Origin of the sequence: Pseudomonas sp. CHM02 (assembly GCF_000612585.1) — a bacterium.
Taxonomy (GTDB): Bacteria; Pseudomonadota; Gammaproteobacteria; order Pseudomonadales; family Pseudomonadaceae; genus Aquipseudomonas.
In genome coordinates this window covers 65,894-76,910 of sequence record NZ_JFCA01000005.1, presented here as the reverse complement: position 1 = coordinate 76,910, position 11,017 = coordinate 65,894, and the positions used below count along the sequence as shown (strand labels likewise).

Annotated in this window: 11 protein-coding genes; 6 read left to right on the top strand and 5 right to left on the bottom strand. The window is 61.4% G+C overall.

From position 1 onward, the window contains the following. Nucleotides 1–81: 81 nt before the first annotated feature. The 3 genes from BM70_RS0103995 to gap all read right to left on the bottom strand — a co-directional run bounded on the left by BM70_RS0103995 (nucleotide 82) and on the right by gap (nucleotide 2,841). Nucleotides 82–1,050, bottom strand: a complete 969-nt coding sequence (locus BM70_RS0103995) for a FecR domain-containing protein (protein WP_025854802.1) — start codon at nucleotides 1,048–1,050, stop codon at nucleotides 82–84. Nucleotides 1,051–1,124: 74 nt separating this feature from the next. Continuing rightward, nucleotides 1,125–1,643 carry an RNA polymerase sigma factor gene (locus tag BM70_RS0103990; protein WP_025854801.1) on the bottom strand — a complete coding sequence of 173 codons (519 nt, stop codon included), beginning with the start codon at nucleotides 1,641–1,643 and terminating at the stop codon, nucleotides 1,125–1,127. Nucleotides 1,644–1,839: 196 nt separating this feature from the next. Beyond that, entirely contained in the window at nucleotides 1,840–2,841 is a 1,002-nt protein-coding gene (gene gap, locus BM70_RS0103985; protein WP_010208035.1) for a type I glyceraldehyde-3-phosphate dehydrogenase, read from the bottom strand. A gap of 221 nt (nucleotides 2,842–3,062) precedes the next feature. Here gap and edd point away from each other — a divergent pair, with 221 nt between their 5' ends. The 4 genes from edd to BM70_RS0103965 all read left to right on the top strand — a co-directional run bounded on the left by edd (nucleotide 3,063) and on the right by BM70_RS0103965 (nucleotide 8,171). Beyond that, nucleotides 3,063–4,889, top strand: a complete 1,827-nt coding sequence (edd, locus tag BM70_RS0103980; protein ID WP_025854800.1) for a phosphogluconate dehydratase — start codon at nucleotides 3,063–3,065, stop codon at nucleotides 4,887–4,889. Further along, a complete protein-coding gene (locus BM70_RS0103975; RefSeq protein ID WP_025854799.1) occupies nucleotides 4,886–5,842 on the top strand; it encodes a glucokinase in 957 nt (318 codons plus the stop codon). Before edd ends, BM70_RS0103975 begins: the two co-directional genes overlap by 4 nt. A 135-nt stretch (nucleotides 5,843–5,977) precedes the next feature. After that, nucleotides 5,978–6,712: a response regulator gene (locus tag BM70_RS0103970; protein ID WP_025854798.1), complete on the top strand. Its 735-nt coding sequence runs from the start codon at nucleotides 5,978–5,980 to the stop codon at nucleotides 6,710–6,712. A 31-nt stretch (nucleotides 6,713–6,743) separates the two neighbouring features. Then, complete coding sequence (locus BM70_RS0103965; RefSeq protein WP_177326530.1) at nucleotides 6,744–8,171, top strand: ATP-binding protein; 1,428 nt, start codon at nucleotides 6,744–6,746, stop codon at nucleotides 8,169–8,171. A 91-nt stretch (nucleotides 8,172–8,262) separates the two neighbouring features. On the opposite strand, the gene BM70_RS0103960 is transcribed toward BM70_RS0103965, so the two are convergent. Continuing rightward, complete coding sequence (locus tag BM70_RS0103960; RefSeq protein WP_025854796.1) at nucleotides 8,263–9,192, bottom strand: AraC family transcriptional regulator; 930 nt, start codon at nucleotides 9,190–9,192, stop codon at nucleotides 8,263–8,265. A gap of 329 nt (nucleotides 9,193–9,521) precedes the next feature. On the opposite strand from BM70_RS0103960, the gene BM70_RS0103955 reads away from it, so the two are divergent. Next, nucleotides 9,522–9,863, top strand: coding sequence for an antibiotic biosynthesis monooxygenase family protein (locus BM70_RS0103955; protein WP_010208042.1), 342 nt, complete (start codon nucleotides 9,522–9,524; stop codon nucleotides 9,861–9,863). 45 nt (nucleotides 9,864–9,908) lie between these two features. Next, nucleotides 9,909–10,154 carry a hypothetical protein gene (locus BM70_RS0103950; protein ID WP_025854795.1) on the top strand — a complete coding sequence of 82 codons (246 nt, stop codon included), beginning with the start codon at nucleotides 9,909–9,911 and terminating at the stop codon, nucleotides 10,152–10,154. A gap of 126 nt (nucleotides 10,155–10,280) precedes the next feature. Here the strand turns inward: BM70_RS0103950 and BM70_RS0103945 are convergent, their stop codons facing one another. Then, entirely contained in the window at nucleotides 10,281–10,913 is a 633-nt protein-coding gene (locus BM70_RS0103945; RefSeq protein WP_025854794.1) for a flavin reductase family protein, read from the bottom strand. Between the last annotated feature and the right edge of the window lie 104 nt (nucleotides 10,914–11,017).

The following is an 11,017-nucleotide window of genomic DNA, read 5'->3' as shown; positions in this document are numbered from 1 at the left end:
GAACTGAAACAAATAGGAATCAGTTGCATTGGCTAAGACGAGACGTACCGCCGTTGGCTATCGAGTAAAAATAATTCTCATTTAGTTCAGGATCACCAGTGCCGGGTATTCCGACAGCTTGGCCGAGGTGATGTGCGCCAGTGAACGCACGACGTCCAAAGGCTGGTCGAGGCGGTAATTGCCGGTGACGGCGACGCTGGCAAGCCGGTCGTTGGTGTTGACGATCCAGCCGGGGTAATAGCGGCGCAGTTCGGCAAGCACTTCGCTCATCGGGCAGTTTTCGAAGATCAGCCGACCCTGCACCCAGGCCAGGTCTTTGTTGGCGTCCAGCTTGGCGGGCTGGCCGAAACCCTTGGGCCCGATACGGATACTTTCACCGGCGCGCAGGCGCACGCGGGCATCGTCGAAGGTATTGCTCAGGTCCACATCGCCGCGCTGCACTTGCACCTGCGCTTCGCCATTGAGGTAGCGCACGGCGAAGGCTGTATCGCGCACGCTGGCGCGCACGGGGCCGGCATCGATCTCCAGGGGCAGGCCGTGGCTGGGCACGATTTCGAAGAACGCCTCGCCCTGATACAGGCGGGCGATGCGCTGGTGGTCCTTGATGCTGCTGGAAAACGCCGAGTTGGTGTTGAGCAACACTTTCGAGCCGTCGTCCAGTTGCAGGCGCTGGCGTTCGCCCACCACGGTGAGGTGGTCGGCTTGCAGGCGCACTGGCAGGTTGCTGAAGCTGAACAGGCCGATCAGCAGCACGGCGGCGGTGGCCAGGGGTTTCCAATGCGGTTTGATCCGGCGCCAGGCACTGGGCTTGCGGGGTACGGCCAGGGCGACGGCGGCGCTGTGCACCGGCGCGCCACCCCAGGCGGCCTGGGCCTTGCCGAAAGCGTGGACGTGGGCGGGGTCGCTGGCCAGCCAGGCTTCGAATTCGGCCTGCTGTCCGGGCAGCGGGCACTGCAAGGCGATCAGCCAGTCGAGGGCTTGGTCCATAGCCGTGTCTTGCAACACCTCATGAGCCAGCTCATGGGGGCGCAGTTTATTCGGGTCCGTCACGGTGTTCCTCGGGTCTTCGCCACGTTCTATTCAATTTTCCTGCAGTCTGGGTCGATGCTTCTGTCAGGCGAAGCTTAAGGCCGATCCAGCCGTTCGGCCACACCTACACAGATGGCCATGATCAATTTCAGTTCCTTTTGCACGGTGCTCAGGGACACGTCCAACTGATCGGCGATCTCCTGGTAACTGCAACCATGCAGGCGGCTGAGGATGAAAATCCGTTGTTGGCGGGCGCTCAACTGGCCGAGGCTGACACTCAGGGCCTCAAGCATCTGTTCGGCCTGGGTGGCATCTTCGGGCGTACTGATGGGTGCGGCGACGCTTTGCAGGACGTCCAGCGGGACATCTTCCTGCAGTGTGCGGGCCTGGATCCGACGCGCGCGCAGATGATCCAGCGCGAGGTTGCGCGCAGTTTGATAGACGAAGGGTTCAAGGTGATCGATCGGCCGCTCGCTGAGGGCCCGGGTGACGCGCAGGTAGGTTTCCTGCAACAGGTCCTCGGCGGTGCTGTGATTATTCACCATCCGCTGCAAGGTGCGAAGCAGAATCACCCGTTGGGTGAGAAAGACGTGGTTGAAGCGAGATTGGCTCACAGTGATACCAGACCGGTTTGCAGTTAATGATAATGCTTATCATCAACTCAAATGGCAAGTGGCACTTTGAGATGCTGCAAAGATCCCCGTGGGAGCCGGGCTTGCCCGCGATGCAGGCACCGCGGTGTTTCAGTAACACCGTGGCGATGCTATCGCAGGCAAGCCAGCTCCCACACAGGCGAGCTCCGGCCGAGGATTACTCGGCGTTGCACAGCGCCAGGCAGTTATCCAGCATGCGGTTGGAGAAGCCCCACTCGTTGTCGTACCAGGCCAGCACTTTCAGCAGTTTGCCGCTGACCTTGGTGTGATTGGCATCGAAGATCGACGACAGCGGGTTGTGGTTGAAGTCACTGGAAACCAGCGGCAGGGTGTTGTAGCCGAGGATCTTCGAGTGCTGGCTGGCTTCTTTCAGCAGCGCGTTGACTTCTTCCGCCGTGGCGTCTTTTTTCAACTGCACGGTGAGGTCCACCAGCGACACGTTGATCACCGGCACCCGCACGGCCATGCCGGTCAGCTTGCCTGCCAGTTCCGGCAGCACCAGGCCTACCGCTTCGGCGGCGCCGGTCTTGCTCGGGATCATGTTCTGGGTGGCCGAGCGCGCGCGGTACGGGTCGGTGTGGTAGACGTCGGTCAGGTTCTGGTCGTTGGTGTAGGCATGAATCGTGGTCATCAGGCCGCTTTCGATCCCCAGCTCGCGGTGCAGCACCTGCGCCACGGGCGCCAGGCAGTTGGTGGTGCACGAGGCATTGGAGATGATCTGGTGGGATTGACGCAAAATGTCATGGTTGACGCCATAGACCACAGTGGCATCCGCGCCCTTGGCCGGGGCCGAGATGATCACCTTGCGCGCGCCAGCGGTAATATGGGCAGCAGCCTTGTCACGGTCGGTGAACAGGCCGGTGCATTCGAACACCACGTCGATCTTGTGCGCGGCCCAGGGCAGGTCGGCCGGGTTGCGAATGGCACTGACGGCAATCCGGTCACCATTGACGGTCAGGCTTTCCTGATCGTGGGCGACCTCTGCTTCGAAAGTGCCATGCACGGTGTCGTATTTGAGCAGGTGGGCATTGATCGAACTGTCGCCCAGATCATTGATGGCGACGATCTGCAAATCCTGGCGATAGCCTTGGGTATACAGTGCGCGCAGGACATTACGGCCGATACGGCCAAAACCATTGATTGCGATACGAAGAGTCATTGGAAAGTGCCTGTCGTCGATTTGTTGTAAGAATTACAAGATTATTCGCATAAAAATAGAAAACAAGCCTTTTTAGTGGCAATATTTTGTTCAATCTACAACGAGTGACCTGAATCAACTGGTCCGATGATCCAAACGACTCCCTGCCATCCCATGCGCGGCGGGCGTTTGATCAGCATAGACACTCAGGTCGCCACATCCGTTAGCCTGGAGTTCTACACATGCATCCCCGCGTTCTTAAGGTCACCGAACGGCTTATCGCCCGCAGCCGCGCCACCCGCGAGGCTTACCTTGCGCTCATTCGCGGCGCAGCCAGCGACGGTCCGATGCGCGGCAAGCTGCAATGCGCCAACTTCGCCCACGGCGTGGCCGGTTGCGGCACCGAAGATAAAAACAGCCTGCGCATGATGAACGCCGCCAACGTGGCAATTGTTTCGTCATATAACGACATGCTCTCGGCGCATCAGCCGTACGAACACTTCCCGGAACAGATCAAGAAAGCCCTGCGCGAAGTCGGCTCGGTCGGCCAGTTCGCCGGCGGCACCCCCGCCATGTGCGACGGTGTGACCCAGGGCGAACCCGGCATGGAGCTGAGCCTGCTCAGTCGTGAAGTGATTGCCATGTCCACGGCGGTAGCGCTGTCCCACAACATGTTCGATGCGGCGCTGATGCTGGGGATCTGCGACAAGATCGTCCCCGGCCTGATGATGGGCGCGCTGCGCTACGGCCACCTGCCGATGATCTTCGTACCGGGCGGGCCGATGCCGTCGGGTATCTCCAACAAGCAGAAAGCCGACGTGCGCCAGCGCTACGCCGAAGGCAAGGCCACCCGCGAAGAGCTGCTGGAGTCGGAGATGAAGTCCTATCACAGCCCCGGCACCTGCACCTTCTACGGCACCGCCAACACCAACCAGCTGCTGATGGAAGTGATGGGCCTGCACCTGCCGGGTGCCTCGTTCGTCAACCCGTACACGCCACTGCGTGATGCGCTGACCCGCGAAGCCGCGCACCAGGTCACGCGCCTGACCAAGGCCAACGGCAACTTCACGCCGATCGGCGAGATCGTCGATGAGAAATCCATCGTCAACTCCATCGTCGCCCTCAACGCCACCGGCGGTTCCACCAACCACACCCTGCATATGCCGGCCATCGCCATGTCCGCGGGCATCATCCTCACCTGGCAGGACATGGCCGACCTCTCCGAGGTGGTGCCGACCCTGTCCCACGTGTATCCAAACGGCAAGGCTGACATCAACCACTTCCAGGCGGCGGGCGGCATGTCGTTCCTGATCCGCGAGCTGCTCGAAGCCGGCCTGCTCCACGAAGACGTCAACACCGTGGCCGGCAAGGGCCTGAGCCGTTACATCCAGGAACCGTTCCTGGTCGACGGCGAACTGGTCTGGCGCGACGGCCCCATCGAAAGCCTCGACGAAACCATCCTGCGCCCCGTGGCCCGTGCGTTCTCGCCGGAGGGCGGCTTGCGCGTGATGGAAGGCAACCTCGGGCGTGGCGTGATGAAGGTCTCTGCAGTAGCCCTTGAGCACCAGATCGTCGAAGCACCTGCCGTGGTGTTCCAGGACCAGCAGGACCTGGCCGATGCGTTCAAGGCCGGTCAGTTGGAAAAAGACTTTGTCGCAGTGATGCGCTTCCAGGGCCCGCGCTCCAATGGCATGCCGGAATTGCACAAGATGACGCCGTTCCTTGGCGTATTGCAGGACCGCGGCTTCAAGGTCGCACTGGTAACAGACGGGCGTATGTCCGGCGCGTCGGGTAAGATCCCCGCCGCGATTCACGTCAACCCCGAAGCCCAGAGCGGCGGGCCACTGGCGCGGGTGCGCGATGGCGATATCATTCGCGTGGATGGCGTTAAGGGCACCTTGGAGCTTAAGGTGGACGCCGAAGAATTTGCAGCGCGCGCGCCTGCCACGGGCCTGTTGGGCAATAACGTGGGGGCCGGTCGCGAGCTGTTTGCATTTATGCGCTTGGCCGCAAGCTCCGCAGAGCAGGGCGCCAGCGCCTTTACCTCTGCCTTGGAGACGCTTAAGTGAAGCTTGCGCTGGTCGGTGATATCGGGGGTACCAACGCCCGTTTTGCGTTGTGGCGGGATCAGGAACTGCATTCGATCCGTGTGCATGCCACGGCGGATTACCCAGGCCCTGAGGACGCGATCAAGGTTTACCTCCGCGAGGAAGGCCTGCAAATCGGCGACATCGGCGCGGTGTGCCTGTCAGTGGCCGGGCCGGTGAGCGGTGATGAATTCAAATTCACCAACAACCACTGGCGCTTGAGCAAGACCGCCTTTTGCAAAACCTTGCAGGTGGATGAATTGCTGCTGGTCAATGACTTCTCGGCCATGGCCCTGGGCATGACCCGCCTCAAGCCCGACGAATTCCGCGTGGTCTGCGAGGGCACGCCGGAGCCATTGCGTCCGGCCGTGGTGATCGGCCCGGGCACCGGCCTGGGGGTCGGCACGTTGCTGGACCTCGGCGCCGGCCGCTTTGCAGCGTTGCCGGGGGAGGGCGGGCACGTCGACTTGCCCCTGAGCAGCCCGCGGGAAACCCAGTTGTGGCAGCACATTTACACTGAGATCGGCCATGTCAGCGCCGAAACCGCCTTGAGCGGTGGCGGGTTGCCGCGTCTGTACCGGGCGATCTGTGCAGTCGATGGCCATGCGCCGGTGCTGGACACACCCGAGGCCATCACGGCCGCAGGCCTGGCCGGTGACCCGGTGGCCATGGAAGTCCTGGACCAGTTCAGCATCTGGCTGGGCCGGGTGGCGGGCAACAACGTGCTGACCACCGGTGGACGCGGTGGTGTGTATATCGTGGGTGGTGTGATACCGAGGTTTGCCGACTTCTTTATCAACAGCGGCTTTGCCAAGAGCTTCAGTGACAAAGGCTGCATGAGCGACTACTTCAAGGGCATTCCGGTGTGGTTGGTGACCGCGCCGTATTCCGGGTTGACCGGGGCTGGGGTGGCACTGGAGCAGGCTTTTTCGTAGGTCGTGATGGCCTCATCGCCGGCAAGCCGGCTCCTACAGGGGACCGCGATCAACGGTAGGAGCCGGCTTGCCGGCGATGAGGCCCTCAGACACAACAAATGACATAAGCTTGGCCATAACAACAAGGAGGACCCCGTGAGCGTAATCAGTAAATCGATTCTCCTCGTCGACGACGACCAGGAAATCCGCGAATTGCTGCAAACCTACCTCAGTCGCGCCGGTTTCCAGGTGCGAGGCGTGCCGGATGGCGCGGGGTTCCGCCAGGCGATGAACGAGGCGCCGTGCGACCTGGTCATCCTCGATGTGATGTTGCCGGACGAAGACGGTTTCAGCCTTTGCCGCTGGATCCGCCAGCACCCGCGCCAGGCGCAGGTGCCGATCATCATGCTCACCGCCAGTTCCGACGAGGCCGACCGCGTGATCGGCCTGGAGCTGGGGGCCGACGACTACATCGGCAAGCCTTTCAGCCCCCGCGAGCTGCAAGCACGGATCAAGGCCTTGCTACGCCGTTGCCAGTTCGGCCAGGAGCGCAGCGTGGGTGGGGACGTGCTGGTGTTTGATGAATGGCGCCTGGATATGATCAGCCACCGCCTGTTTCATGTGGACGGCGAAGAAGTGATCCTCTCCGGTGCCGACTTTGCTCTGCTCAAATTGTTTCTCGACCACCCGCAACAGATCCTCGACCGCGACACTATCGGCAACGCCACCCGTGGCCGCGACCTGATGCCGCTGGACCGTATCGTCGACATGGCCGTCAGCCGCCTGCGCCAACGCCTGCGCGATACCGAGAAGCCGCCGAGGCTGATCCGCACGGTGCGCGGCAGTGGTTATCAACTGGCAGCCAGTGTAGTTGCCGGCAATGCCCACTGAACATTTGACCGAGCGCCGTCGGCGCTTCCCGGTGCCGCGCTCCTTGCTGGGGCGCATGCTGCTGTTGACGCTGCTGGCGGTGTTGTTTGCCCAGGCGCTGTCCAGCGTGATCTGGGTGTCGCAGTTGCGCGCCACCCAACTCGAAGGCCTGGTCACCAGCGCCCGCAGCCTGGCGCATTCGATGACGGCCAGCGTGAGTTATTTCCGTTCGTTGCCGGTGGCGTATCGGCCGTTGGTGCTGGACCAGTTGCGCAGCATGGGCGGTACGCGGTTTGTCGTGACCCTCAATGATCGTCCGCTGGACATGGCCATCCTGCCGCAGACCCCGCGTAAACAGGCGGTGCTCGAGGCGGTGGATGACGTGTTGAAACAGACCCTCGGCGCCGACGTGCATATCTCGGTGGAGTTCGTCAGCGCAGAAGACCTGCGCATCTTCAATGCCGGCCTGAAACTCGATGAACTGCCACGCTCCTGGGCCCATTACGCGTTGACCCTGGAACCGGTGAACCCGCCGGTGCTGGTTACCCAGATCCAGCTCGCACCCGGCGAATGGCTGTATATCGCCTCGCTGTTGCCCGAGCCCTACACCAGCCTTGAAGAACAAGGCCTGCCGTCCCAGCAGGTGTGGTTCATTGTGCTGACCAGCGGTTTCCTGCTGCTGTTCATCGGACTGCTGGTGCACTGGCAGAGCCGGCCGCTCAAGCGCCTGGCGCGCGCGGCGCGGGACATGTCCCTGGGGGCAGACGTAGAGCCAGTGGCCGAAGGCGGCGGCAGTGAAGTGGTGGAAGTGGGCCGTGCGTTCAACGCCATGCGTGAGCGCATCAGCCGCTACCTCACTGAACGCAGCCAATTGTTCAGCGCGATTTCCCACGATTTGCGCACACCCATCACCCGCCTGCGCCTGCGCGTAGAATTGCTGGAAGACGAAAACCTGCAGACCAAGTTCGGCCGTGACCTGGATGAACTGGAGTTGCTGGTGAAGGGCGCGCTGCAATGCGTGAAAGATACGGATATCCACGAAAACATCGAGCCGGTGGACTTGAACCACGTGCTTGACTGCCTGGTGGAACCGTACCTGGCGCCCAACGGCAATGGCCGCGTCACCCAGCATGGCCGGGCCCTGACGACTTATCCGGGCAAGCCACTGGCGCTCAAGCGCTGCATCGGCAACCTGATCGACAATGCGTTGAAGTACGGTCAGAACGCCCATTTGCACATCGAAGACGATGGTGCGGAGTTCATCCTGCACGTGGATGACGAAGGCCCTGGCGTGCCGGAACAGCGCCTGGAACAAGTCTTCGAGCCGCACTTCCGCCTGGCCGGGCAGCAACAAGGCTACGGCCTGGGGCTGGGGATTGCGCGCAACATTGCGCACAGCCATGGCGGGGAAGTGAGTTTGCAGAATTTGCGCGAGGGTGGTTTGCGAGTCACCTTGCAGCTACCCCGAACCCTGGATTGAACAACCCCCCTGTAGGAGCCCGGCTTGCCGGCGAGGGCGATCTTCAGGGCGCTATCGCCGGCAAGCCGGGCTCCTACACGGTCAGGGTTAGTCAGATGCTTTGGCGCAACCGGGCCAGGTCGCGCAACGGCGGTGCGCCGAACAACCGGCTGTATTCCCGACTGAACTGCGACGGGCTTTCATACCCCACGCGATAGCCCGCCGCCGAGGCTTCCAGCCCTTCGGCAATCATCAAGCGTCGCGCCTCCTGCAAGCGCAGTTGCTTCTGGTATTGCAGCGGGCTCATGGCGGTGATTGCCTTGAAGCGATGATGCAAGGTCGAGACGCTCAGGTTCACTTCCTTGGCCAGGTCATCGATGCGCAGCGGTTGTTCGTAGTTGCCGTTCAACCACTTGATTGCCTGGCTGACCCGATGGCTCTGGCTGTTGGCGACGGCGATTTCATACAGCCGATAACCCTGTGGGCCGCGCAGCAGGCGATAAAGAATTTCGCGGTTGATCAGGGGCGCGAGCATGGCAATGTCTTTGGGCGTATCGAGCAAGCGCGCCAGGCGCAGCACAGCGTCGAGCAATTGGTTGTCGATACGGTCGACGTACATGCCACGGGAGGTCGGACGTGATGGCACGCCCATCGGGCCGGCCTCGGCGATCAGGGCCGTCAGTTGCGCCGGGTCGATATTGATGCGCACCGACAGGTTCGGGTCCTCCGGCGTGGCATCGATGATCCGGCCGGCCACCGGCATGGCGACCGAGAACACCAGGTAGTTGAGCGGGTCGTAGGCAAAGATCTCGTCGGCCAGGCGCACTTCCTTGCTGCCGCTGGCAAGAATGCACAGGGCAGGCTCCACCAGCACCGGCATGAAGTCACGCGGTGTGTTGTGTCGGTTCAGAAACAACGTGGTGATGGCCGTACCGTAGGAACCATCTTCCCAGGTATGGCGGTGCACGATGCTGGCCAGTTCGGCGCGCTGTTTTTCCATCTCGGCATCAAGGGGGATGGATGGGTGTTCGGGCGACGACATGGCGTGTCCTCTACTGGCTACTTCGATGGGGTCCAGCTTAGCGGCGGCTTTTCGAACAGTGTTACGTCGATTCTGCACAATCCTTGCCTGATCCTGCGACACATTGTGAATCAGGCAATCGTGATGCCTGTCATCTCCCTGAAACAAGGCGTTGGCCTGTGGAATAAAACTGCAGCGCCGAACGTCTTGCTTACGCTTCTCGCAGAATTGTGCAATAAGCCGGCAGGAATCGACTAACCGCGCCCACACCCGCGCCGTTATCTTTGATCCTGTGGCAACACGCCCCCACAGTGCTTGCCGAGCATCACTTCTCAACGGGAGAGTCGAACATGTCCACCCCCATTCCCGCGAGCCACATGGCCTTTATCCGCGCCCGCACCGGGTGCAGCACCGAACTCGGTGCGCGCTTGAGCAGTTTGATCGAACCGGGCCGTCAGGCTCAGGGTTGCCTGCAATTCTCGTTGCAGCATTCCCAGGTCGATCCCGATGTCTGGTTGATCTCCGGCTTCTGGAGCAGCGAGCAGGCGATGAGCGCCTACTTCAACTCTCCGGCCCTGATGATCTTCACCGAGCTGTTGAACGACATGGTTGTGCGCAGCATGGACTTCCAGACCTTCACCGATGCATCCGCTGCACACGCCTACGGCGAGTACCTGCAACTCGCCGGCTGATCAGGTTTAGAATGGCCAACTTTTCCATTGGCCAGGACCTGCAACATGGCACGTAAACAATTTGCCCACCACGAAGCCGTATCCGCCGTAGTACCGGGTGAAGGCGGCTACAGCGCCGCCGTCGCCGTCAAGGCACTGGATGGCATGGGCGCACCGCAGTTTCACAAGATCCTTGATGGACAAAAGTTCAAGACCGCCTCCGATGCCGACGATGCGGCGACCCTGCAGCTTGAGTGCTTGGTCGATGTGGATGAAGACGGTCAACTCTCTTGGGCTACTGCTGCCAACTAAAGAACGCTGCTGATTCAAATGTAGGAGCGGGCTTGCTCGCGAATCCGGCATGTCAGTCGATACTGCTGTGACTGATCCACCGCTTTCGCGAGCAAGCCCGCTCCCACAGGTTTTATTGCATTTCAGTCAGCGTGGTGTTGCGCCTGGGCGATACATTTTGAACAGCGCTTCCGGCCCCAACTGGAAGTAATCCGCCGGGCCGCCACCGCGCAAAATCGGCTCGGCGGCGGCGGTGTCGTAGACGCCATCCTTGAGCAGCCACTTGGCAATGTGCACCGCGACCACTTCGCCCAACACGAGCCAGCTAGGCACCAATGCCGTGTCGGCGCGCTGAAGCTGGATGATCTGCGTCACCTTGCACTCGAACGACACCGGGCTCTCGCCCACTCGAGGTACGCCAACGATCTTCGATGCTACCGGCGTCAGGCCGGACAATTCGAATTCGTTGACCTCGGGCGATACGGCGGCGCAACTCTGGTTCATCTGCTCGGCCAGCGGGCGGGTCGCCAGGTTCCACACAAACTCGCCGGTCTGTTCGATGTTGTTCAGGCTGTCTTTACGCCCGACACTGGAAAACCCAATGATTGGCGGAATGTAGTTGAACGCATTGAAAAAGCTGTAGGGCGCCAGGTTCAGGCGACCGGCGCTGTCGTGTGACGAAATCCAGCCAATCGGTCGTGGGCCGACGATGGCATTGAACGGGTCATGGGGCAGGCCGTGGCCGTTGGCGGGTTCGTAGAAATGGATATCGTCGGACATGGCCTGTTCTGCTCTCGGTTTCGGGACCAGCATCATACCCAATGTGGGAGCGGGCTTGCCCGCGAATACGGTGGTTCAGTCTCTACAATCGTTGACTGACACAC

Excerpts from the sequence above, each read along its gene's own strand:
- BM70_RS0103960 (WP_025854796.1), bottom strand. The coding sequence starts at position 9,192 with ATGTCGTCGCCCGAACACCCATCCATCCCCCTTGATGCCGAGATGGAA.
- BM70_RS0103950 (WP_025854795.1), top strand. The coding sequence starts at position 9,909 with ATGGCACGTAAACAATTTGCCCACCACGAAGCCGTATCCGCCGTAGTA.
- gap (WP_010208035.1), bottom strand. The coding sequence starts at position 2,841 with ATGACTCTTCGTATCGCAATCAATGGTTTTGGCCGTATCGGCCGTAAT.
- BM70_RS0103945 (WP_025854794.1), bottom strand. The coding sequence starts at position 10,913 with ATGTCCGACGATATCCATTTCTACGAACCCGCCAACGGCCACGGCCTG.
- BM70_RS0103955 (WP_010208042.1), top strand. The coding sequence starts at position 9,522 with ATGTCCACCCCCATTCCCGCGAGCCACATGGCCTTTATCCGCGCCCGC.
- edd (WP_025854800.1), top strand. The coding sequence starts at position 3,063 with ATGCATCCCCGCGTTCTTAAGGTCACCGAACGGCTTATCGCCCGCAGC.